Annotated in this window: 20 protein-coding genes; 6 read left to right on the forward strand and 14 right to left on the reverse strand. The window is 43.8% G+C overall.

What is annotated here, in order from left to right:
* The first annotated feature begins 39 nt into the window (after window positions 1–39).
* The 5 genes from uvrC (at window position 40) to WAO38_RS05935 (ending at window position 7,815) form a co-directional block, all read left to right on the forward strand.
* Window positions 40–1,848, forward strand: coding sequence for an excinuclease ABC subunit UvrC (gene uvrC, locus WAO38_RS05915; RefSeq protein ID WP_422235307.1), 1,809 nt, complete (start codon window positions 40–42; stop codon window positions 1,846–1,848).
* A 67-nt stretch (window positions 1,849–1,915) separates the two neighbouring features.
* The gene (locus WAO38_RS05920) at window positions 1,916–2,332 is read left to right on the forward strand and encodes a PAS domain-containing protein (protein WP_422235272.1); all 417 of its coding nucleotides are present in this window, start codon (window positions 1,916–1,918) and stop codon (window positions 2,330–2,332) included.
* Between the two features lie 10 nt (window positions 2,333–2,342).
* The gene (locus WAO38_RS05925) at window positions 2,343–3,962 is read left to right on the forward strand and encodes a hypothetical protein (protein WP_422235274.1); all 1,620 of its coding nucleotides are present in this window, start codon (window positions 2,343–2,345) and stop codon (window positions 3,960–3,962) included.
* A 25-nt stretch (window positions 3,963–3,987) separates the two neighbouring features.
* Window positions 3,988–7,419 (forward strand): ATP-binding protein, encoded by a 3,432-nt coding sequence (locus tag WAO38_RS05930; protein ID WP_422235276.1) that lies wholly within the window; start codon window positions 3,988–3,990, stop codon window positions 7,417–7,419.
* Window positions 7,420–7,437: 18 nt separating this feature from the next.
* A complete protein-coding gene (locus tag WAO38_RS05935; RefSeq protein WP_422235278.1) occupies window positions 7,438–7,815 on the forward strand; it encodes a response regulator in 378 nt (125 codons plus the stop codon).
* Between the two features lie 75 nt (window positions 7,816–7,890).
* Here the strand turns inward: WAO38_RS05935 and WAO38_RS05940 are convergent, their stop codons facing one another.
* From WAO38_RS05940 to WAO38_RS05955, 4 genes are read right to left on the reverse strand one after another with little or no spacing between them, the layout of a single operon-like run.
* Window positions 7,891–8,346 carry a hypothetical protein gene (locus WAO38_RS05940; RefSeq protein ID WP_422235280.1) on the reverse strand — a complete coding sequence of 152 codons (456 nt, stop codon included), beginning with the start codon at window positions 8,344–8,346 and terminating at the stop codon, window positions 7,891–7,893.
* Window positions 8,333–9,271, reverse strand: coding sequence for a type II secretion system protein (locus tag WAO38_RS05945; RefSeq protein ID WP_422235281.1), 939 nt, complete (start codon window positions 9,269–9,271; stop codon window positions 8,333–8,335). The genes WAO38_RS05940 and WAO38_RS05945 overlap by 14 nt, the downstream gene beginning before the upstream one ends.
* A complete protein-coding gene (locus WAO38_RS05950; RefSeq protein WP_422235283.1) occupies window positions 9,268–9,936 on the reverse strand; it encodes a hypothetical protein in 669 nt (222 codons plus the stop codon). The genes WAO38_RS05945 and WAO38_RS05950 overlap by 4 nt, the downstream gene beginning before the upstream one ends.
* 14 nt (window positions 9,937–9,950) lie before the next feature.
* Window positions 9,951–14,420, reverse strand: coding sequence for a DUF11 domain-containing protein (locus WAO38_RS05955; RefSeq protein WP_422235285.1), 4,470 nt, complete (start codon window positions 14,418–14,420; stop codon window positions 9,951–9,953).
* A gap of 291 nt (window positions 14,421–14,711) precedes the next feature.
* Here WAO38_RS05955 and hpf point away from each other — a divergent pair, with 291 nt between their 5' ends.
* Window positions 14,712–15,248: a ribosome hibernation-promoting factor, HPF/YfiA family gene (gene hpf / locus WAO38_RS05960; RefSeq protein ID WP_422235287.1), complete on the forward strand. Its 537-nt coding sequence runs from the start codon at window positions 14,712–14,714 to the stop codon at window positions 15,246–15,248.
* 85 nt (window positions 15,249–15,333) lie between these two features.
* Here the strand turns inward: hpf and recG are convergent, their stop codons facing one another.
* The 10 genes from recG to msrP form a co-directional block, all read right to left on the reverse strand.
* Window positions 15,334–17,205 carry an ATP-dependent DNA helicase RecG gene (recG, locus tag WAO38_RS05965; RefSeq protein ID WP_422235289.1) on the reverse strand — a complete coding sequence of 624 codons (1,872 nt, stop codon included), beginning with the start codon at window positions 17,203–17,205 and terminating at the stop codon, window positions 15,334–15,336.
* Window positions 17,144–18,430, reverse strand: coding sequence for a M16 family metallopeptidase (locus WAO38_RS05970; RefSeq protein ID WP_422235291.1), 1,287 nt, complete (start codon window positions 18,428–18,430; stop codon window positions 17,144–17,146). The genes recG and WAO38_RS05970 overlap by 62 nt, the downstream gene beginning before the upstream one ends.
* Window positions 18,427–19,473: a dehypoxanthine futalosine cyclase gene (locus WAO38_RS05975; protein WP_422235293.1), complete on the reverse strand. Its 1,047-nt coding sequence runs from the start codon at window positions 19,471–19,473 to the stop codon at window positions 18,427–18,429. The genes WAO38_RS05970 and WAO38_RS05975 overlap by 4 nt, the downstream gene beginning before the upstream one ends.
* Window positions 19,474–19,479: 6 nt before the next feature.
* A complete protein-coding gene (gene nusB, locus WAO38_RS05980) occupies window positions 19,480–19,878 on the reverse strand; it encodes a transcription antitermination factor NusB (RefSeq protein ID WP_422235295.1) in 399 nt (132 codons plus the stop codon).
* Entirely contained in the window at window positions 19,878–20,348 is a 471-nt protein-coding gene (ribE, locus tag WAO38_RS05985) for a 6,7-dimethyl-8-ribityllumazine synthase (protein ID WP_299927508.1), read from the reverse strand. Before ribE ends, nusB begins: the two co-directional genes overlap by 1 nt.
* 3 nt (window positions 20,349–20,351) lie before the next feature.
* Window positions 20,352–21,152 carry a 3-deoxy-8-phosphooctulonate synthase gene (gene kdsA, locus WAO38_RS05990; protein WP_422235297.1) on the reverse strand — a complete coding sequence of 267 codons (801 nt, stop codon included), beginning with the start codon at window positions 21,150–21,152 and terminating at the stop codon, window positions 20,352–20,354.
* 43 nt (window positions 21,153–21,195) lie between these two features.
* Complete coding sequence (locus WAO38_RS05995) at window positions 21,196–22,425, reverse strand: NAD(P)/FAD-dependent oxidoreductase (RefSeq protein WP_422235299.1); 1,230 nt, start codon at window positions 22,423–22,425, stop codon at window positions 21,196–21,198.
* Window positions 22,426–22,462: 37 nt separating this feature from the next.
* Window positions 22,463–23,611 (reverse strand): NAD(P)/FAD-dependent oxidoreductase, encoded by a 1,149-nt coding sequence (locus WAO38_RS06000; protein ID WP_422235301.1) that lies wholly within the window; start codon window positions 23,609–23,611, stop codon window positions 22,463–22,465.
* Complete coding sequence (locus tag WAO38_RS06005; protein WP_422235303.1) at window positions 23,608–24,210, reverse strand: sulfite oxidase heme-binding subunit YedZ; 603 nt, start codon at window positions 24,208–24,210, stop codon at window positions 23,608–23,610. The genes WAO38_RS06000 and WAO38_RS06005 overlap by 4 nt, the downstream gene beginning before the upstream one ends.
* Before the next feature lie 11 nt (window positions 24,211–24,221).
* Window positions 24,222–24,769 (reverse strand): protein-methionine-sulfoxide reductase catalytic subunit MsrP (msrP, locus tag WAO38_RS06010; protein ID WP_422235305.1); only part of this gene is annotated, 548 nt, incomplete at its 5' end.

The raw sequence follows: 24,769 nt of genomic DNA on the forward strand, positions 1-24,769 counted from the left end.
TATAATAGCTTCAATAAATTATTCATTAAGAGATTGCCGATGATCGATCAGATTCGCCTCCTCCCGCCCCAGGCAGGGATTTACCAGTATCTGGATGAAAAGGGAAGAATCCTCTATATCGGCAAAGCAAAAAACCTCTCCAAACGGGTCAAAAGCTATTTTAATCTCACACCGAAACTTTCCCCCAAAACAACCCTCTCACTTCGAATCCAGAAAATGCTCTCGGAAACGGCAGGACTCCACTATATTATTGTTGAAAACGAACACGACGCCCTCATTCTGGAAAACTCACTCATCAAACAACTCAAGCCTAAATACAACATTCTTCTTCGCGATGACAAAACCTACCCCTATCTTTATGTCGATCTCGAAGAGCCCTATCCTCGTTTTGAGCTCACCCGTAAAATCATTAAAGGAAAATCGGTGCGCTACTTCGGCCCTTTTTCTGTCGGCGCACGGGATATTCTCGATTCCCTCTATGAACTGTTAAAACTGGTTCAGAAAAAAAGCTGTCTTAAGGGAAAAAAGGGGTGCCTCTTTTACCAAATGGACCAGTGCCTGGCTCCTTGTGAGTTTATTGTTCCCAGAGAAACGTATCTGCCGATGGTGATGCAAGGGATCGAATGGATACAAAACAAACGCAAACTCATCAAACAGCTCGAAGTAAAAATGGAATTTTATTCCGAATCGCTCCGTTTTGAAGAAGCCCTTACCTTGCGTGATAGGATCGAACGGATCCGCAAAAGTGAGCTAACTTCTCAAATCGATCTCGCTTCTACTGAAAACTACGACGTATTCGCTATTGCAACCAGCGAAACACGCGCATGCATTCTACGTCTTTTCATTCGAGAAGGAAAAGTGGCTTCCAGCAGTCACGACTTTATTCCGCTCAGCCCCTATTTTTCTCTCGACGAAGCATATGAAAGAACCTTGGTAGGATTCTATGGCACGGAGAAACCGCCCATTATCGGTTCCATTTTAACCGCACACTCCTTTGAATCTGCAGATTGGGTCAGAGAACACCTCTCGACCCTTTTCGGGAAAAAAGCCCATATAGAAACGCCACAGCGCGGGGCAAAAAAAGAACTTATCGATCTGGCACTTACAAATGCCCATGAACTGCTGAGAACACCCCTGCCTACCAACGAATCTCTTTTATCTCAATTGCAAGAACTGTGTTCTTTAGATACCTTTCCCCGCCGGATCGAAGTTTTTGATAACTCCCACCACGGAGGTTCCGCACCCGTCGGAGCCATGATCGTCTATGAAAACGGCCATTTTGATAAAAAAGGGTATCGCACCTTTCATCTGCAGGCGCGTGATGAATATGGACAAATGAGAGAAATGCTGGCACGCCGAATCGAAGGATTCGGGGATAACCCTCCTCCCGATTTATGGGTAGTCGACGGCGGAACAACCTTAAGAGCTTTAGCCATCGATCTGCTGAGTTCCCATGGAATTCATCTGGATGTTCTGGCCATCAGCAAAGAAAAAATTGACGGAGCGTCTCATAGAGCCAAAGGTTCCGCACATGATCTTCTGCACACAGCCGAAGCAACTCTGCGTTTGGAGAGCTCTGACAAGCGGCTCCACTTGATCCAACTGCTTCGGGATGAGGCACACCGAAGTGCCATAACATTTCATAAAAGAACCAAACTGAAACATGATCAGCAATCTAAACTACTTTTAGTACATGGAATTTCCCAAGCAAAAATCCATAAATTAATTGACTATTTCGGCACATTTGAGGCGATAGCAAAAAGCGATTTTGAGACACTTTGTGAACTAATCGGGGCAAAAGATGCCAAAAGTATTCAAAATCACTACAGAGAAACTGCGTCTAAGTAATCTTTTATGGAGTTTATGCCATATTCCACATATTATGTTTTCAGCAGTTTTTTAGCTAAGGGGTCGAATGATGAAACAACCTATGCCAGTCGATGAAGAATATTTTTTCGAGGGACGCGCTATTGTCAGTGAAACAGATCTTCACGGGATCATCACATTTGCCAACAGAAAATTTTGTGAGATCTCCGGTTACACCGTAGAAGAACTCATTGGCCAGCCTCATAATATCATCCGCCATCCGGATATGCCCAAAGCGGCATTCGGACAAATGTGGAAAACGATTCAGTCCGGTACGCTGTGGCACGGTTTGGTCAAAAATCTCCGTAAAGACGGGCGTTATTATTGGGTTGATACTGAAGTATCGCCTACTTTTGATGAGAATGGACAACTCAAAGGCTATATGGCAGCACGCAAACCGGCGGCCCGTAAGAATATCGAAGAGACGGCAGCACTGTACAAAAAAATGCTTGAACAAGAACAATAAGGGGAAATGAGTGATATTTTATAATCATAAACACGAGTTTATAGGTATCGATGAAGATGGTCTCAAACTCTTAAATTACGCTTCGTTAAACGATTTGTTAGAGGTATGCGAAGATGTAGCAGACCTTTTTGCAAAAGAACCCGGGTACATCCATAATTTCAAAAGTTTTGAGTGGATCGACTTTTTACTCCATGCCGACTCCGATGCTAGAATGGCCATCGTGCATGCTAACGGCCGAACGTTTTCCTGTACCTTAACCGTTCACAATCTCTATTTGTGCGCTGAGCCCGGACAAAACGGCTACATGGTCGATATGACCCATATACAATCCATCAGCGGCGATACAATAACCCCGCATGTCATCACCCCAAAGGCTCAGCCAGAAATCAAAACGGTAGCAGAAACCGTCCCCGCCAAGCCAGAGCCTCTTAGCGATATCCTCCCTGATTATGCGCATATAACGCCTACCGCACTCAGTGAACCTGGGACTTTAGACGTCCCCGCCTATAATGATATCGATTTTGAACCACTGGATGAACCGGTAGAAGATTTCTATGCCAAGCTTTCTTTACCGCTTACGGAAGAAGAACTTCAGGAAGAAAAGCTTCAAGAAGAGAAACCTCAAGAAGAAGCCCCCGAATTACCCCCTGAGCCTAAAGCTCCTGTTGAACAGCCAATGCTCGGAGATACCCGCTACAGCAAAGCCGAAAAAGAGTTTTTAGGAAATTTAAAAGTTGATAAGTCCTACCGCTTTGACCCGAATGTCGCCGCTCATGAGCTCGGACTTCCTGTCGATTTGATTGAAGAGTTTATCGGAGATTTTATTCAGCAAGCGTACGAGTTTAAAGATGAATTATTCGAAGCCGTTCTCAAAGGTGATACCAATAATATTAAGATTCTTTCCCACAAACTTAAAGGGGTTGCCGCGAATCTGCGTATCGAAGATGCTTTTGAAACACTCAGTATCATTAATACTGCCAGTGATCCGATTGAAATTGAAGCCAACCTCAAATACTTTTATTCGATTATCACCAAATTGGAAGGGAAAGAATCTGCAGTAGCGGAAGAAGAACAAACATTCTTGAAACCTGAAGTGACTGAGACTACTGCAACGATCGCAGCAACGGCACCGGAAGAAGATGATATCTATACTTTTGCCCTAAAAGAAGATGTACCATCCGCCATCAAAGAAGAAAAAGAGGAAGAAACATTTCATCTGGATGAAGAGGACTTTCTTAAGCCTCTTCCTACTGAGTCATTCGAGGAAGAGTTTGATTCAAACGTCGATATGACTCCCGAAAAAGAAATCGCCACTGATATCCCTCTCCAAAGTCTTCATTACAACAAAGTCCTGATTGCGGGGCAGCTAGGAATCGAAGAAGACTTTTTTGACGAACTCATCCAAGAATATAAAAATGATGCTCTTGTCGCCGGAAAAGAGATTGCATCTTCGATCAGTGCGTTTGACACACATGCATGGAAAAGAACAGCAAGCCAACTCAAAGGGATCAGCGATAACTTGCGCTTAAGTGAAATTTCAGATGAATTGGCAATCTTGTCCCAGACAAACGATGCCCAAGAGGCTAATAAAGCTTCTAAACGACTCAATAGCTTTCTAGAACAACTATGAGAAATAAGGATATAGAGGAGATCCCATGCAACTAGGACTTAGAAATCGACTTCGCCTCATCAGTCTCTTACCCATTCTGATACTTTTTACACTCGCCAGTTATTACGTTTACAATGCGTACATCAGTTATAAAGGTGCCGAACAGCTTCAAGTAAGACTTGAGGGAAATAAACAGCTTAATGACCTGATCAACAACCTGTCGCGCGAACGGGGTATGACGGTAATGTATATGGGTAATGCTTCGGCAGCCACCCTCAAATCCCTTCATGCGCAACGGGCTATCGTTGATCAAAAAGTCACCGATTACCAAAAGCACCTTTCCGTACTGGGCCGGACCAATGCAGAAGAAGCCTCAAAAGCGGATAGTTTATCCAAATTGATTGCCAACCTGCAAAAAGGGGTTATGCAATCTCGTCCGCTTGTTGACAACGGTATTGCTGATTTCGATAAGGTTTTCACAGACCTTTATGGAAAATCCGAAGAACAATTAATCAATGAACTTGCCGATCTTGCAACGCTTCATTTTGATGAAGAGGTTAATTCCCTCTCTTCCAGCTACCTTTCTTTGGTGCGTGCGAATGAATACAGCAGTATTGAGCGCGACTACATCACCTATGTTCTCTCTCGTGCCACTCCTCTAGCCGAAGATGAGCTTAACAAATGGGTTTCTCTGATCGCCAAAGCCGATACCTTCAATCTTGAAGGCATCAACAATAAAACGATTCAAACACAACTTCAGGAATCTTTGTATAATGAAGATAATACTGAGCTTTACCTCGATATTACTACCGAACGAACCAATATCTTATTAGCTACCACAACCGGTAATTATGAAACCCAATCGGGTATTTGGTTTGCGATGATATCCGAGAAAATCGATGCCATTAATAAAGCTGAAAGAATTTTGATCGAAGCGATGGACAGCCGTGCGGTTATCGTTAAAAATCAAGCCGTTCAGGTTCTTGTTATCGCTATCGGTGTTTGGATATTGGGTGTAGTTATTGCAGCATTGGGTTATCTATTCTCCGCAGAGATCACCACCAATATCAAAAATCTCGAATCCGTTTTAAAACGGGTTGCCGAAGATACCCATGACAACGAAGCTGAAGCCCTAAGCCATACGATTAACCTTGATACGACCGCAGGTACGGCACAAGCGTATGCATTGCTTGAGAGAATTATCGAGCAAACCCTCAACGATAAACAATACGCGATGGAAGCATCCGAAGCAAAATCGATGTTTTTGGCCAATATGTCTCACGAAATCCGTACACCGCTCAACGGTATCGTCGGATTTACAGAGTTGCTCAAAGATACAGAGTTACATGATGAGCAGCGTGAATTTATCGATATTATCGAAAAAAGTTCGGAAAACCTCCTCGAAATTATCAATAACATTCTTGACCTTTCTAAAATTGAAAGCAATAAACTTGAAATTGAAGAGATCGTCTTTAATCCATTGGATGAGTTTGAAAGTGCTGTTGAAGTATACGGAGTCCGCGCTTCTGAAAAACACATCGACCTTGCATGTTATGTCGATCCAAGCCTTGAACGTCCACTTAAAGGGGATCCTACCAAAATTAAAGAGGTTATTATCAACCTCCTTAGCAATGCCGTTAAATTTACCAACAGCGGGGGTGCCATCAGCGTTGATATCCGCCGTGTAGAATCCGATACCCTTAATCGTGCACGCGTCCGTTTCGAAGTAAAAGACAACGGTATCGGTGTTACCAGTGAACAGCGCTCTCGAATTTTTGAAGCGTTTTCACAGGCAGATACCTCTATTACCCGAAAATACGGCGGTACTGGACTTGGTCTTACCATCTCGAGCCGTTTCGTAGAACTGATGGGATCACAGCTCGATCTTGAAAGTGAGCCGGGCAGCGGAACGACTTTCTTCTTTACCCTCGAGTTTGAAGAGATTGAGACACTGAATGAGCCCCTGAAAGGATCGTTCTCTAATATCAATGCCGTAATCCTGGAAAGCCATAGTAAGAAAAAACTCCAAAATACCTATTTGAAAGAGTATTTGGATTATTTTGGTGTCAGTTACACAACTTTCCATGAGCTCGAAGAGCTAAAAATGTTGGAACGTCAGGTTAACTACGATCTTTTGTTTATCGATAACGACTACACCAGTGATGAAGATATCCTTGCATATGCTTCGGCACAAGAACAGCTCGTTCTGATCACTAAATCATACTATATGAAAAAAATCGATTCAATGGGAATCGATATTTTCAAAGTCCTGTATGAACCGCTTAACAGCAGTAAAATACGCTCAACCCTTGATGCTTATGACGCAGAGGCCTTTAGCAACCGCAAACAAAAAGCGACTCGACGCAAAAAATTCGATGAGAAAAACTCCCGATTTGCTGCGACGGCTCTGGTTGCCGAAGACAATATTATTAACCAAAAATTGATTCGTCGAACACTTGAAGATCTCGGGTTAGAGATCACTATTGCCAGCAACGGACTTGAAGCCTTTGAAAAACGTAAAAACGGCAGTTTCGACATTATCTTTATGGACATCCAAATGCCGGTACTTGACGGTATCGAAGCGACTCAGGAGATATTGGATTTCGAAGAAGATTACGGTCAGCACCATATCCCGATCATTGCTCTCACCGCTAATGCACTCAAAGGTGACCGTGAACGTTTCTTGGCAGCGGGGATGGATGAATATACGACAAAACCTCTTGTACGCTCTGAGATCATCTCTTTGCTCAACAATTTCCTGTCGCATAAAATCATCGAAATCAAAGCTGTTCCGAAATCGGCTCACGATATTGTTGCAGATACTGCCGAACCCGGTATAGCTGAAAATAGTGTAGAAGAAGTGATTGCCGATACAAAAGCGGATGAGGAACTCTATAATGCGCTGAGCGTAAATGAAGAATCCTCCGCATTAGAGGAATCGGCAATAACATCCGAAAATGATTTTGTAGACATTGCACCCTTTTCTTTAGACGATGTAGTTTTGCCTGAAACGACTCCTAGCGAGGATACTGCAATGCAAGAAGTCTCGACTGAAGAACTGCTTGAGATAACTGAACCAAAAGAAGATATTGCACCTGAAACACTCAATGAAGAACGCCGTTCATCCTATGATGCCGACATCTTGATCGCTAAACAAAATACATTAGAGATGAAACTCTTCACCCGTATTTTAGATGATTTGGGCTACACCTATAAAAGTGTCAATACCTCGGCACAATTGATGGAAGAAATGAGAGAACATCGTTATAAATTGGCGTTGTTTGATAAAACACTGAGTGAACTTAATCTCAAGAATCTGTATGATATAATCCGTGCAAACAATAGTGATATGTCTCTAGTCATGCTTATCGATCCGAATGCTAGCGAAGATAGCGAAGATGCGATGTATGTCCATGAGATCATCAAAAATGTCGTTAACAAAGACTTACTCCGTCTTGTTTTTGAAAAATTTATTTAAAGAATGGGGAAAATCTAAATGGGTGAGAAAAAACTAAAAGTACTTGCGGTTGATGATGATATGATTAACCTCAAGTTGCTCAAAACCATGCTAATGAAGACCCCGAATGTCTCTCAGGTTGTAGAGGCTAAAAACGGTGCTGATGCGATAGGGATTCTTAAAACACAAGATGACATCGACATTATCCTGCTCGATATTATCATGCCGGTTATGGGTGGTATCGAAATGCTCAAAGTCATCCGCGCAGACGAGTCTCTTCGTCAGCTTCCGGTTATCGTATTGACGACTGATGAAACGAAAAAAGGGGAAGCATTGGAATGCGGAGCTAACGGTTTTCTGATGAAACCGGTCCGCGAAAAAGATGTCCTTGCGAAAATTTCCCAACTGGCGCTTTAACCGTCAATCAATAGAAAAATATTACTACTTTTTCAGGGTTTCGGATTCAATCCGAAGCCCCTCCCTGCTTAACCTCTACAGTTTTTGCCACGACCGCTTTTGAACACGAACTTCTTCTGTACCTATATTATGATCTGTTACCATAGTATCAATCAAAACCATGGTGTCTTTACCCGTATTAGAGGCGAGTGTAGTACATGCAGCCGGAGCTGCCCCTCTAAAGGTATAAGCCAATGACACATTGATATCAAACATTTTATCCCCCGCTGCCGTACCATTCGCATTGTAAACAGTAATATTGAGCTGATTAAGACAAGTTCCGGCAGCTGTGTTGACTCCCTGAGCTCTCATAAGGGCAAATTCCGTTGCACTCTGGCCCAAGAGTTCCGCTTGTGCGTGCAGATAATTGTCACCGATTGACTTACTGCCGACTGAGGCATTTTTTAGCAATATTGTTCCTCCGGCAGCAATCATAACAATAATGAAAATCGCCAGGATCATCGCGAACCCTTTACGGTTAATACCGGACATGTACCATCCTTTCTCTGCATATTTGCATTAAACTGCTGTTGGTGTCACTTAAATTTTCATCAAGCCCCTGCATACATATTTTCAGCGTATAAATGTTTCCAATATTGGAATTTATCATGGTATTTGCATTGTCATATAAAATGGCAAAATGGGTCACTTTGTTTGCTATCAAACGGGCATTAGCACTGTTATAGCGTTCATTGTTCCACGGCTGAAAATTGGAATACATGTTAAATTCGCCATTTTTTGCCCGAAACGCAAAAGCGTTACGCAGAATATAAGCTCGACTAGATTGCCCCATAATGCTGAGCATACCATTTAATGTAAGATTAGTATCAGCGATCGGACCTGTAATGACACGATAAACATCATACGTATTTGCCGCATTAGCCCATCCAAAACGATGACATTCATCAACCCCTTCCCCTAATCCGTCACTTCGAAACACTGCCGTAGGGTTATTGACATTAAGCAACGAATTACTATTATGCAGTGCCGTATAATTTGCATCAGGAGCTATAATAGCTGTTCCTATACTCAATACATCACTGCTCCATCCCGGTCGCCATCTCGTGCCGTTCCAATACCCTTTTAACCCATCATCATCCACAGCTACAAAAGCAATCGTATAATCCGTACTGGTATCACCATCTGTCGGAATACCGACACACTGTGTACCAAACGCAGTGTTATTGGCATCCAAACGGATGATAGATGACGAGATTCCATTTTCAAAATACTTGGATATCTGTTCGAGGATATGATCCGCCTGGGCAGCACGCTTAGTATACTCTCCCGTTCGGTAAATCCCGTCATAATACTGGCGTATCGCTTCGAGTGCCAATCCACCGACGATTCCCATGATTACGATAACAAAAAGAAGTTCGATCAATGTAAATGCACTGCGATTATTTAAATTTTTCATTCGGAAAACTTACCTACATTGGATTTAAAAAACGTAAGACTCATATCGATATCGGGGTTATTCGAATTGCATCGTACAACAACCCGTTTGAGGTGCGTTTTTGCAGCTGCAGAATTGGGGTTGGGTGCTGTTGACGAGCCCACCTGCCATGTTGCCGTCGCGACTCCGGCGTTAATTGCTGAGATGGTCGAAACCACGTAATGAACATCATAACTGATCGGGATACTATAAATATTTCCGCCCGTTGCATTAATATCGAGATTGTAGGTTGCATTATGAAGCTGTTCAATCCCTTTACTAAGATTTAAATCACCGTTAGCAGGGGCCACCGCCATCAATGGTCCATTGCCGGCCGCATCGCAGGGCATACTCGAATCTGGATTGATACGGTACCACGCAGATCCACCGAGAGGATCAGCCCTTGTACAGCCTAAATCACCGCCTATCCATAAAGGTCTAAACTCCGGGGCACTTAAATTCTGGTCCCAACGAGCCTGAGAAACTTTTGTGATTTCCCCCATCATCCGCTTTAATATATCCTCGTCGATCATGATCCCTTTTGTCGCATTATCCGCTACTGCCATCATCGAAGGGATAGTGAGGACACTTATAGCAATAATGACAATTGCAAAAATCAGCTCAATCATCGCTATTCCTAAACGCATTTTAATTCCCTTTCTCATCGTGTAGCCGGAGTATAATCATAAATTACCTTGGTTCCGGAGGGAGTAGTCCCTTTATTCGCTTTATCGCTTTGAAGATTGACTCCTGTTGAACTTCCGGCTCTTCCGATATTCGGAACGACATTGATGTTAAAACAGGGGTGAGTCAAACATGCTGTTGCCGTGTTGCCGGTCACCGGATCGACATAGTCTAATGCATTCACGCCGTACCACAACCATGGATCAGTATCGATATGGGCTTTATAACTGCCGATAGCATGCGGACCGAAATTATACGTTTCCACTCCCGCTACAGAACCTCCGCTCACTGACGGGACCAATGCTACTGAAGCAGCACCGGCGGTTTGCATCTGTGTTACAATCCCGTCCCCATATATCAAATCATCCTGTAAGGTATTGATATACCACTGAGGTGTATTGCGGCTTGGAGGCAAGGCAGTTTCGGCCAATACCGGTGTATTATAGACTTCGTACCATGCACTTGCTATCGCATCGACGGTCGTTCCAAAGACCCGAACATCACGAGGAATGATGCGGCCGTATGCATAAGTTACATTAAAATCCATGGCTCTATTACCTATCGCTTTATGTGCTGCGGTAAGATCTGCTTGCATCGTACACTCTGCTGGAGCTGTACAGTTGATATCTAACTGAGCGAAACGTGCCGTGATCGGATTGAGTGTTTGCGTAACATTCCGATCATAATTAAAGCGACTGATAGTTGAGAGGGAACCAGCTGTATCTTTCTTATAATTTCCATTACCTATCTGCAGCAATGGCATCGTTAACTTCGATGTATTGATATTGGTTGCATTGCTATCATAAATCAACTCGTTTGTACTATTAAAATCCATAAAGCGTATTTGATATGATGTGTTGGTAAGTGTTAAATTATTGTCGCTTGTCAGGAAAAAATCTAAATCTCTGGCATAACAGTCTGTTACAAAATTAGTTAATACAGTACCGTTATATCCTGAAGCATTAATATTCCCCGTTGCTCTTACCGACATATTCATACTGTCATCTCTACTCATATCTGACATGTAAGCAAAATCTTTTCCGCCTGCAATGATCCCTTTTGGTAAAGTACCCACGCCAAAATTTATAGAGCTCATATCAAATTTATAGGGATGAAATATTAAAGAATAATCTCTATATTTTAAATGATTGTCAACATTATCGTGTATGCTGCTTGTATCACACCCTACTTTATTGGTAATTGTTGTCCCGCTCAACCCAATAGCTGTTGCTTGTGGAGGAACATCCGCACTGCTTGGCGTACATTCCGTATCTGAAAGAAAATGACTTCCGATTTGATGAGTTTGCAATGCACTGTCCCAATCTACAGCCGTCCACCGTTTATCAATAATATCTAAACGGTACTCGCCAACTTGAGATAAATTTTGTTCTGCCGCTACCGTACCATTAAGCATAATCAAATTTTGAGGTTTGTCTAAAGTATCGTTACATCCGCTCTTAGGCGTAGTAGGCTCCCAAACAAAAGTAACGTTATAATCGCTATTAGCAGTACCAAAATAACGGGTATAGCCAGGTGTATTTGCATTGTCTATATGGTTGGTCGCATTAATATCAAAACGATAATCATAACCGCCAGCCACATCGACTTGAGCTAAATTTGGTGTATCAACACCCGTATGACCAGATGCAAATGTCTGAGTGACCGTATGATTAGCCTGATTTATATCTTTAAGTGTAACCGTATAACTTTCAGGACGAATGGCAAAATTATCCCGAGAACACAGAACCGTTGTATTGTATCCGTACAGACACTCCATACAGATAGCAAAATTGTGTTTATCGATTCCCTGATTTCCGGCATTACCGCATGCTACTGATACCAATGTAGTTGTATTTCCCGGATTAGACGGTATCTCAACCGGCTGGGCACAATGCTGAATATCTTGAACCAATTGAGTAAAGTTCAAAATTTGCGTATTAGTTGAAGGTGTTCCCGGAGCAGTTTGAATTAATGATTGATTACCGTCGTTGGTTGCATTGTATGAAACTCTGAAAGCCGCATTCGGAGTAGCTGTCTTATAAAAGTCTTCCGCATTTGCAAGTGTAACCGGATTCCCGGTAATCGCATCCGAAACCATTCCGTTGGTAATTGCATAAGCAATCGTATCTTTATTAAAATTAATTTGGGAGACATTATTATCAAAAGTCACCCATATTCTAGGGCTTACCGCACTTGAAGGTTCCTGGCATGCCGCATCCGTATCATGAAACTGACTTACATCAATCAATTCAACAGCGACTGCCGTACTAACCGACTTCGGTGTATCCAGAGCAGTTTTTTCAAACGAAGCCACTCTAAAATTACCCGGACGTTTTGCTACCTGTGTCGTTAAATCATAATATCGGTTAGCAGTAGCCGAATCATAGAGTCCTGCATTAACTACACTAAAAATTCCCCATGCAGGTGTATAACTAAAGTTATCGGATGAACACATTGAGAGTCCCGGTCCTCCAAGCGTAGAAGAATAAGGTAATGTCAAAATCGTGCCATCCGGTAAAGTGAGCTGTAAATCATATGAAAAAGTTCCTGAAATCGGCAAATTTATTGAGCCAGTCGATAAAGGAGTAAGGCCATAGTAAACATACGCATATTTATCTCCTGCCATATCCCCTATCGGTATATTGCTAACATGTGAATCACTCACGCTCAACGGCCATGCAGCATCTGTTTTATATGTTGGTGTAAACTCATTAGGATAAGTTATCGAAACGCTATTTCGTGTATATATAGCTTGAGAAGTATTGATATCTGTAATACTTAACGCCATATTTGAAGCATTCACATCCGAGTTTTCCATATTGCGGATATAGATAGTGACATTTATATCAGATGTGTTCGGTAAGTTTCCGACGATATATGGCATTTTTGTTCCGTTATTTTCTTCAGTAAAGGGAAGCCCATTTTGTTCATAACCATAATCGTAACAGAAGCGGGGTTCATATAGCTTCGTTTCCAGCGCAAACATATTCAAGCTATAGCGGTCAGAATTATTCCCTCCCGTCGATTTTATGGTGACCGTCGTTGTTGTTTGTTCATTATTTAGATTGGTTACTGTCAGTTTGTCCAAATCAGTTCCAATCAAATTTTGGAAATTAGGACTCGCCAATCCAGGGTCACTGGCTCGATATGTTGATCGATGTACTCCACTAATACTTGCTGATCCGTTAAAAAGATCCGTAGGCGTATTATACGCATCTACAAGACTAGTCGCGATTCCAGACTTATTCGTTATCGTCGCACCGTCATAAATACCTGATTCACTTTCTCCTGTATAAACAAACAAATTTGAGGTAACAGTTCCACTTTTTGGTGTTAAGAAACCTGATGCTGTTGCACTGACTTCTGAGGGATAATTGCTATCACCGTCAAAAACAACCTGAAAACCATCATATACCGAAAGATTGTTAAACGGTCGATTATTATTTTGCACAACTACCAATAGCATCCAGGATGCGAACTTATTTGTACCAGTATCTGCTTGAATATTAGCTCCATAATATTGACCTGCACCTGCAGACTGCACCAATGAGGTTACATCAGCAGACGCACCATAATCAAAGGGATCTTCTAAAGGAAAATAATCAAAATTTTCAGCGGTAATTGTTTGATAAGCCGTTGATGCAGGAGTTCTAAACTTGATAATATGTGCATCTTCTTTTTCCGTAGTGGTCGGATTAATCATCCGTGCCGACCAATATAATCTAGCCCATATTATAGTATCACCCGCTTGCATATCAAGACGTGCCATCGAAGAATTTGTAATGCCTGATGATGTCGTTGTCGTATCAACATTAGCAAAATGCTGATTAATACTATTGTTAGTCGCACCGACCGTCGGTTCGGTACATGTTTCTCCATTAGCACTATTTTGACATAATAACTGATTACCAACCATCAAAATATTACCACGAATATTAGTGGAGCTTTGTCCCCCAATCGAACGTTTCGAAAATTCTCTCAAACCTGGAGGATAGGAAGATATCAGCGATGCAGAAGCACTATTATTACTTGTATCATTATCAGCAACTGAGTTCGCGGAACTAATATATGCAGTATTAGTAACACTCTCAGCACTCACAACTTTTGCATTAATCGTAACGGTGACATTACTTCCATTTGAAAAGGAACTGTTTCCTGTACATGTCACTGTACCATTAGATTGGGAACAAGCAAAATTGTTTCTATTATCACTGGCCGATGAATATTGTAAAGACGATGGCAATGCATCGATTATTGTTATACGGCTAGAATCAGGACCATTATTTCTTCCCACAATTGTAAAACTAATCGTATCACCTACATTTGGAGTAGTATTATTGACTGTTTTTGTAATTGATAGATCAGCATCAGCCCAACTTGATATACTAAATACTAGTGAAAGTCCAAAAACTGATACGATACGCACAAAAAATTTACTCATTTTCATCTTATCCTCCTCGGGATTTTTAAGGCACACATAAACAGGGCTCAGTAGCAGCTATCAATACAAACCATTTTTACCAATCTGTTATTATCGGCCATTGTCCCTCTTTCCTTTAACATTATAAGAAGAGACGCTATGATTTGATTGTAGTGCTATGTAGATTAAAGAGGGATTAAAATACGTTAATAATTATTTTTATATTATCCATTTTCTAATTGCCTAAAACACTTTACCTTTCATTTTTGTGTGTTATAATCAAACCGTTACCTATATCACTACAAGGTGGATTAAACTATGAATATCTCTCTCGTCGGACGCCACATCGAGCTCAGCGATGCCATTAAAGATCATCTGATGCACTCTATCGATACTCTCAGCAAATATCATCTCGATCTCATCAGTGTGAGTGCGGTCGCAAGCGCTAATGAGCGTAAAAAAGGGGTGACGATCGAATTTACGATCAATATCGCGGGGAAAAACACCGTCGTTATCACTCAACGCGATGACGATCTTTATGCTGCCATCGATATCGCCATCGACCGTGCCCAAAAAGCGCTCCGCCGTTTGCATGACCGGATCAGTGATCATAAAAACGAAGGGCTGAACGAAGCCAAACTGGCTGCGGCTGCTACCGTCGATCTGCATGAAGTGGGTGAAGCGATGGAGGATGAGATCGTCCCTGCCGAACCGGTACTCTTCAAACCGCAAGAAGTGGCTGAAGTGTTGGAAAAACTCAAAGAGAGCGGAAAAGTATTTGAAGTATTTTACGATAATGACGGGAAGATGCGGGTTCTTTACAAACGTAATGACGGAAGATTCGGGCTCTATTAATAGCTATTCATACTTTTCTTTTTAATAAGAAAAGTATCAAAAGAAAATCGCCCTCACACTAGAACGCTTGCGGTACGCTTGTGCACTACTGCACGCGACCTTGCTCTTGGTGTGGTTTGAGGGCAGTATGATTTTGATCTAACCACTTTTTTACCTCTCGGACGATTTCCTCATCTTCGGCGATATCCGCCCATCGAAACTTTTTACCGCTTTGGATACTTCCCTCTAACAAATCACCGCTTGAACGAAACTTCAGATCGAGTGCCGCGATCTCAAAGCCGCTGGTACAGGAGCTGAATGCTTCAAGCCGCTCATTTTTACCGCTTTTATTGGAGTAAAGATAGCAATATCCCTCCAGTCCGGTGCGGCTTACCCGTCCTCGCAGCTGATGGAGCGTCGATAGTCCCAGCCGTTCAGCTCCGACGATAACGACGGTAGAGAGCCGTGGCAGAGAGATTCCGACTTCGACTACCGTAGTCGCAAGAAGAATATTTCCCTTTTCACGAAACTCCATCAATACCGCTTCTTTTTCCTTGTCTTTTCCGTGGGTAACATATACGTTTTCAAAGTTCTTTTCCCAATACCCGCGTGCTTCATCAATACTTTGGTAATTGATACTCTCGCTCTGTTCTACCAACGGGTAGACGATAAGGACTTGGTGATCTTGAGCTATTTCCGAACGGATATGTTCTAATAATTTTGGGAAATCATTTTTACCGATAATGCGGGTGGCAATGTTTTTCGTGAAGGGTGTTTGGACGATCAAACTCACATCGATATGGGCCGAATCGATCATCGCCTGTGTACGGGGGATAGGTGTGGCGGAAAATTGGAGATAGTGAGGAGACGTATCGTTATCGGTGAGTTTGCTCAGTGAATGTCGCTGTGCTGTACCGAAACGGTGCTGTTCATCAACCATTACCAACCCTGCTTCTGGCAAAGCGCGATGAAGGAGGGCATGGGTGCCGATGATAAAATCATATTTCTCTAACGGACCTTTTTTCGTGGCGTTAGTCACAAGGGCGATCTGCAAATCAGGAAGGAACTTTTGGGCTTCCTCATAAAGTTGTGCGGCGAGTATCGTCGTCGGTGCCATCAGTATCGAGCGATACGGGTGCATCAGGACGACGGATGCCAAAATCACCATCGTTTTGCCGCATCCCACATCCCCGACAATCATACGGCGTGCGGCGTTTCCCCCTGTGAGATCCTTTTGTATCTCGCTAATCGCTTTTTGTTGATCTTCCGTCAGTTTAAACGGAAGCGTTTTCACCCATTGGCGAATGTCTCCGGTTGCACGGTAGGAGGTTTTATGATAGCGGCGTTTGAGCCGCAGACGGCGCATATACTCATACAGCTCCGTGAACTTAAGGGCATTGATTTGTGCGGAATCGAGGGGTCTTGGAAATTCAGGAAAATGTATTAGGTAGAGTTCCCGGGCAATCTTTTCGGGGAGGCCGTCATTCATCAAAAGCTCAACCGTAATATATTTCTCGACCAAACGGCGCATTACATCGGCACGAAGCGGTGTTTTATAGATCGGTACCAGAAGCCCGACGGCGGTGATCTTAAGGGGATGGATTATTTGCCATCGTCCTTGTTCCAATACCGCTTTTCCGCTAAAAAAACCTCTCTCTCCGGAATGAAACTGGTGGATCATATAGGGTTTCGGATGGAAGATGATCCCCTCGACAACTTCATCGAGATTATGGGCGAAAAAAGTGATTTTGAGTGTCTTTGGAGTTCGCAGGGTATGTTCTACCGTTGCATCGATAACACACGAAGCATTGGAAGACAACTCCGTACTTAAACGGCGGTCTTCGAAAGAGGTCGGGGCAATAAGAGCGAGGGCGGCAATACTGCCGACTCCTAGACGATGGAATTTATCAGCATCCTCACTTGGTAACGATAGCATAGGATAGGCTACGGATTTCGCCGTGACGCTTGATAAAATCATTCAGATCATCAAGAGTGAGATTTCGGATAAGTTCAAGTTCCTGAACGCTCCATCCGAGCGGCTTTCCTGAGTAATATTCTGTAAAAGTCCGTCCCAAACGCTGAGAGAGGGTTTCAACACGAAGCGGTTCGGAACCTAGAAGAAACTTTTTAGCCTGACTCAGTTCCCCTTCGGTCACTCCCTCACGCACAAAGGTGTCGATCACTTCAACCACTGTTTTTTTCGCTTCATCCTGCGACTCGAGCTTGGTTTGAAGATACCCGCTGAAATAGGTGTTTGTTTTCGCCACTGAAAGGCGGGAATAAGCCGAGTAGGCCAATCCGCGCTTTACCCGAATCTCCTCCATCAAACGGCTTCCGAACCCGCTGGAACCGAGGACAAACATTGCGACACGCGCTTTGTAAAACTCAGGATCACCTTCGCCCATCGAAAAAGGGGACCCGAAATAGAGATAGGCCTGCTCGGTTTGTGGACGTTTCAAAATAGATTCTTTCGGAGCCGTACGCGGTTCGTAATGACGTTCTTTTCCGACTTTTCCGACATCCAAAACACTTAGCAGCGATTCTACTTTTGTCTTGGCTTCATTTAATGAAAGGTCACCGCCGATAACGACCAAAGCATTGGAGAGGACAAGATGATCCTGTGTGAATTTTTTAATATCGCTCAGTTTGATCGCCTTGATGCTCTCTTTCGTTCCGATATTGGGAACGGCCATCGGAGTCCCCTCAAACAGTACCGCTTTGAGCCCATCGGAAGCAACCGTATCGAAATCGGCCTCTTTGCGGGCAATATCGCTCAGAGCCATCGTTTTCACTTTTTCGAGTGATTTGGCGGTGAAGTTGGGTTCGCGCAATTGCTCGTTAAAAAGGGAAAGTCCTGTATCAAATTCTTCTTTGAGACTTCCGAGTTCAATCACAAAGGTCTCATTACCGGCATTACTGCTAAGCTGAATCGCACGGGCATCCAAAGCATCGGCAAAACCGACGGAACCCCGTTTGAGAGAACCTTCGTTCAGCATTTTGGCACTCATGCGTGCCAAACCGAAATGTTTTCCCTCATCAATGCTGCCGCTATGGGTAAAAACAACCTGCATTGAAACGATCGGGAGCCGTTTATCCTCTTCATATATAAAAGGGATTTTTGCCCCTTTGACTTCGATAAAATCCAATGTGCTTGCCATAAGTGCTTGCCCTAATAATAAAATCGCTACGAAAAATCTTTTCACTCAAATTTTTCCAAAATATCGTAGGCGGTATTGCGAATTGCCGGCGTCTCACCGATATCCCGGATCAAACGGACCATTTCGTCTTTTGCCATCCTAAATCCCGCACCCGCACTGCGGACAACGTTCTCTTCCATCATCGTCGAACCAAGGTCGTTGGCGCCATAGAGCAACGCCATCTGACCGATATACGGTCCCTGAGTGACCCATGAACTTTGAATATTCGGAAAATTATCCAAAAAGAGACGCGAAACTGCCAAAAGACGTAAATAACGGTTCGACGATTGTTTCTCGATTTCCGGATATTCCTCCATCAATTGCGTATTCATTCCCTGGAATGACCACATGATAAAAGCGCGAAAACCGCCTGTCTCATCCTGTAAGTCACGAATAAGGTTCCAATGTTCAACAATCTCTTCATCGGTCTCTACCGTGCCGTACATCATGGTTGCCGTCGATTTAATCCCTAGCTTGTGCGCTTCACGATGAACATGGAGCCATACTTCACTGTCGATTTTTTTCGGTGCAATGATATCGCGCACACGGTCGCTCAAAATCTCGGCACCGGCACCGGGAATCGAGGCAAGCCCTTTTGCGTGGAGGCGCGAAAGACACTCTTGGATCGAGATATGGGAAACTTTGGCGATATAGTCAAGCTCAATCGACGAAAAACCGTGAATCGTGACATCAGGGTATTTCGTATGGATATGTTCTACCAAATCTTCGTACCACTCGATTTTGAGTTTCGGGTGAACGCCGCCTTGGAACAAAATCTGTGTTCCGCCGATTTCAAGCAATTCATCAATTTTTTGATCAATCTCTTCAAAGGTTAACACATAGGCATCTTCATTTTTGCTATGGCGGTAAAAAGCACAAAATTTGCAGTCGACCCAGCACACGTTGGTGTAGTTGATGTTACGGTCCACCACAAATGTCGTAATTCCTTCGGGATGGAGTTCACGCTTGCGCGCAGTTGCCATTTTCCCGAGTTCTTTGAGATCTCCGTTGCGAAGCAAATCGAGAGCTTGTTCTTTAGTAAGACGCATAATAACCTATTTGTCTTTGGAGATAGCGTCCAAAACGCCGTTAATAAACTTCGGAGACTGCTCGCTTCCGAATGCTTTCATCACTTCGATCGCTTCATTGATAATGACAGCCGAATCAAGTTCCCCGTACATAATCTCATATGCTCCGAGGCGGAGTGTCGCCCGTTCGATGGAACCGAGACGGTCGAAATCCCAATCTTTAAGATGTTTGTCAATCGCCTCGTCTACCTGCGACAAATGCTCAATCACCCCTTTGAAAAGATCAAGGGCAAAATCACGCTGCTTATTTCGAATCTTTTTCTCTTCGAGAATCTCATCACTAAAATCGGCAATAGTCTGGTTTCCCAAATCATACGCGTACAAAAGGCTGACTACCGCCATGCGGGCTTGATGTCGTGTTGCCATTAGTTACCAATCTCTTCGTAAAGATCAAGCATTTCGATCACAACGGTCATCGCTTCAAACCCTTTGTTTCCTGCTTTTGTCCCTGCACGCTCGATCGCTTGTTCAATCGTATCGGTCGTCAATAATCCAAAAGATACCGGTTTTTTATGTTTTAAACTGACCGTGGCAATCCCTTTTGTCGCTTCTGCCGAAACATAGTCGAAATGGGGAGTTGATCCGCGGATGACCGCGCCCAATGCACAAACGGCATCAAATTTGCCGCTGCTGAGAAGCTGTTCGATCACCATCGGAAGCTCAAATGCGCCCGGAGCCAAGACATGGGTCAAATCATCACTGTTTCCCCCGTGACGTGCATAAGCGTCTTTAGCACCTTCGACTAATCTATCAACGATAAAATGGTTCCATCGCGTACTGACGATTGCCACTCTTTTATCTTTACGAACACTCAGTTGTCCTTCGATAATTTTCATGAATTAATTTCCTTTGACTGAATTGATTTGTAACAGCGTTTCACTCAACGCTTCAAGTTGTTCTAATTTTAGCATATTCGGACCGTCGCTCAAAGCGCATGTAGGGTCAAAATGGGTTTCGAAGAAGAATCCGTCTACGCCGACCGCAGCCGCCGCCCGTGCGAGGTGGGGAACCATTGAGCTGTCCCCTCCCGTTTTTCCGGTGCCGTTGCCGGGCATCTGTACCGAATGGGTCGCATCGAAAATGACCGGAGCAAATTGGCGCATAATAACAAGTGATCGCATATCGACAACCAAATTTCCGTACCCGAAAGAGGATCCCCGCTCACACAAAAAGACTCCGTTTTTTTGCGCCGCTTCGTAGCTCAGTTCATCGCATCCGCGGGTTTTAAGCACTTTCATCACCGAGTACTGCATATCGCCCGGCGTCATAAACTGCCCTTTTTTGATATTGACGATTTTGTCGGTTTTTGCCGCTGCTACCAGAAGGTCGGTTTGGCGGCATAAAAATGCCGGGATTTGAAGCATATCGACAACCTCGGCGGCGATCGGAACTTGATAGCTTTCATGGACATCGGTAACGATTTTATACCCGAAATCGTCTTTCACTTTTTGCAAGATCCGCAATCCCTCTTCGATCCCGGGGCCGCGATAGCTGTCGAGTGAAGTACGATTGGCTTTATCAAAACTCGATTTAAAATAAAAATCAAAGCGAGGATCATTTTGATAGCGTTCAAGCGACTTGGCAATTTTAAAAATCGACTCTTCGCTTTCAATGACACACGGTCCGGCTAAAAGTATCATCCATACTCCTATGAGTTAATAGTGATATTGTACTGTGAAAAAATTAAAATCCCTTTCGGCATGCAGGTTTCTTTTTTTGCAACAGCTGAACCCCTTTGGCGCACTGCAAATGTATACGGTATCGGTAGGCACGCATGGCAATCGTTTTCATCCAATATCCCACTAAACCGGTGCATCGAATCCACCCGAATATTGAGACACTGGCATATTTGCCGCCCAATGCGACAAGAGTCCCTTTCATTCTCAAATCAGCAGGAGCCATTTTCTCATTTTTAATGAGCGCCAGAATATTTTTGGCCGCATGTTCTGCACTGAGCTCCGCACTTTGCGCTGCCGGAGGAATCACCTTTCCTCCCCGGTCTCGCAACTCAGCAATATCACCTGCTGCGAATACCGTTTCAAACGAAGGGACTCTCAGATACTCATCTAAAATCAGCTGCGATTTTTTGTTTTTCGGAAGGTCCATCTCCGCAGTCAGAGTGGATGCGACGATCCCCCCGGCAAAAATCATAAAGTCAAAATAAAGAGACTCTTTATCATTGAGGATAAGGGAATGTTCATCGACGGATGTGATACGGGAATGGTTGATAATTTTCACCCCGAGCTGCAGAAGCCGTTTCGTAGCCTGATGAACTAAATAGTCTTCCATTCCGTCCAGAACGTTTTCATGGGGGATAATCAGACAAATGTGGATATTGTCACACGTAAGTGTATTGTCTTGATGAAATTGACGAATATAAAATGCCATCTCAGCTGCGATCTCAACACCGCTGAGACCTCCGCCGCCGATCACGATGTTAAAAGGTTTGGTACGCCATCCCCCCTCACTCTCCATTTTTTCGTACAAGCGCTGTTCAAACTGCTGTTTGAAAGACAAGGCACCGAAAAGTGTTTTTACCCCGTGAGAATGTTCTCTCAGTCCGGGAATTGAGGCGTGATATGCGGTACGGCTTCCGGAACACAGTAGCAGATAATCATACGAATGACCCGAAATTTCGCCGAGAACATGCTTGTTTTGAAAATCAATTTCGCGAACGGTATCTTTGACATACGCTACCTGATCTCCGTAACTCAAACATAAGGCTACCAAATCGATCGAGACCATCGTCATCGAACATTCATTGGCAATCAGTTCATAGGCATCGGTCTGAAGATAGTGATATGGATGCTGATCGATCAATACGATATCGCATAGGCCTGACGCTGCCAGGAGATTAAGCGCTTTAACTCCAGCGTACCCTCCACCCACGATAATAACACGATGACGTTTCATAGTGTCCCTCACTGTATAAGCGTTAGAACCGATTATATCACTGTTTCATGATGGCATTGGCACAAACGACTGCGGAACTAAAAGCCCACTGAAAATTGTATCCCCCCAATTCTCCGGTCACATCAACCGCCTCGCCGATACAATACAGCCCTTTGACTTTTTTCGCTTGCATGCTTTGCGGGTCAATCTCTTCGCACGCTATTCCGCCGCGGCACGCTTCGGCTTTGCTGAAACCGAACGTTCCCGATGGAGCCATCGCGTATTTACGGATCAATGCGAGCTTACTGTGTTCTTGCTCGGTAAGACGGTTGCAGGGCTTGTCTTCCACCCCAACGGCATCCAGAAATGCTTTGATAAAACGTTTCGGCAACGGCAATGCCGTGCTGAGGAGTTTCTTCTCATTGTTGATCTTTCCTAAATCAAAATCAGGCAAAAAGTCGATCTCTATTTCACCGCGATGCCAATAGAGCGAAGCCGAAAGAACGACCAGTCCGCTGATCCCTTTATGGGCAAAAAGAAAATCTTCATCCAATGTTTTACCCGCGACATGGATACGGGCAGGAAAACTGACCCCGCTGAGCTCTTTCATCCAAAATTCTTTCGGCTGCAGCGTCAGCCCTACCAAAGCCGGAGTAAACGGAACCGTTTTAAGGGCGTAATTTTGGGCGATTTTAAGACCGATATCACTTGCACCGAGTTCTTTATAACTTGCACCGCCTGTTGCGATAACCACACGTTCCGCTTGAAACTTCCCTTTATCGGTCACTACCGTAAAGGGGTTTTCTCCCTCAATCGAGAGGAGCTTGTGGTTCAAAAGCATATCGGTGCCCCGAGCACGTCCGAGCAAAATCGAAATGACCTCATCACTGCTTTTGGGGCAAAAATAATACCGCTCTTTCCGGATAACGGGACGCAAGCCGCCCTTATGAAAATACTCCAGCAGAGCCTCTTTCGAAAAAACACTCAAAGCATGAGAAACCAGCGATTCATCACCCAAAAAATGGCTTGCATCCACTTCCACATTGGTGAGATTGCACTTCCCTCCTCCGGAAGCTTTAAGCTTGAGTGCCGGACGTGAATTTCCCTCGATAACGGCAATACTCAATGAAGTATGTTCTCGTAGCTGCGCGGCGCACATGAGCCCGCTCGCACCGCCTCCTAAAATAATGACATCGTAATGCTTCATCGTTTAATCAGCCGCAGTACCAGAAGAGAAATAAGGACTCCTGCCATTGCGATATTATCCCACGTGATCGTTTTATGACTCATCAAATAATGGACGACAATCAACACGGCAGCGATATAAACCAGCTTATGCCATGAATGAAATAATCCGAACATTTTTTTACTCGACGTGAGGGCCATCAATAGCAATATGACAAATGCCCCCATCCCAAAGGCGATAAAAGGCTTCGTCAGTACTTCATGTACCGCACCGCTGATATGAAATTCTTGATCGATCCCGATGAAAAGCAGCGCATGGATCAACGCATAGAAAAAAGAAAAAAGACCGCTCAACCGGCGGTATCGTATCAGATTGAGTTTTAAAAATACACGAACAGGAGTATATATGAGAGTAAGGGCCAAAAGCCAAAATGCGCTCTTACCCGATAAATCCGTGAGAAATTTCAATGGATCCGTCGGCATTTTTGTCAGTGTCATATGAAGGTACGGTTCCAATAAAAGCAAGAAATCCCTCATCCATTGCGGATGAAACTCCACACTGAAACGAAGCAGTGCATAGACAATCGGAAGCAGTGCCCCGATCCATATTAATATTCTCATTCAACCTCTTTTTAGTAAAACTTTTTTAAATCCATATTTTTATACAAGTGTGCCACCTCTTTACCGTACCCATTAAAGGCCAAGGTATCTTGTTTAAAAAACTTTCCTAATACCCGTTCGCGTGCTTGCGACCATCTCGGATGATCGACGGCAGGATTCACATTGGCATAAAATCCATACTCGTTGGAAGCTATCTGATTCCACGTCGAACGTGTTTGGTGCTCTTTCAGAGTGATACTGACGATACTTTTAATACTTTTGAATCCGTATTTCCACGGCACAACCAGACGGATCGGAGCACCGTTTTGGGGCAATAGTTCTTTCCCGTACAATCCGACCGCTAAAATGGTGAGCGGATGCATCGCTTCATCGATCCGAAGCCCTTCGCGATATGGAAACGAAATATTACCAAAAGTTTGCCGTTGCGCCGGAAATTGGGCAGGATCAAAGAGTGTCTCAAACTCTACATATTTGCTTTTTGATGTGAGTCCCGCTTGTTTCAACAGCGATGAGAGACTGAAACCGACCCACGGCACCACCATCGCCCACCCTTCTACAC

The organism is Sulfuricurvum sp. (genome assembly GCF_049277495.1).
Lineage (GTDB): Bacteria > Campylobacterota > Campylobacteria > Campylobacterales > Sulfurimonadaceae > Sulfuricurvum.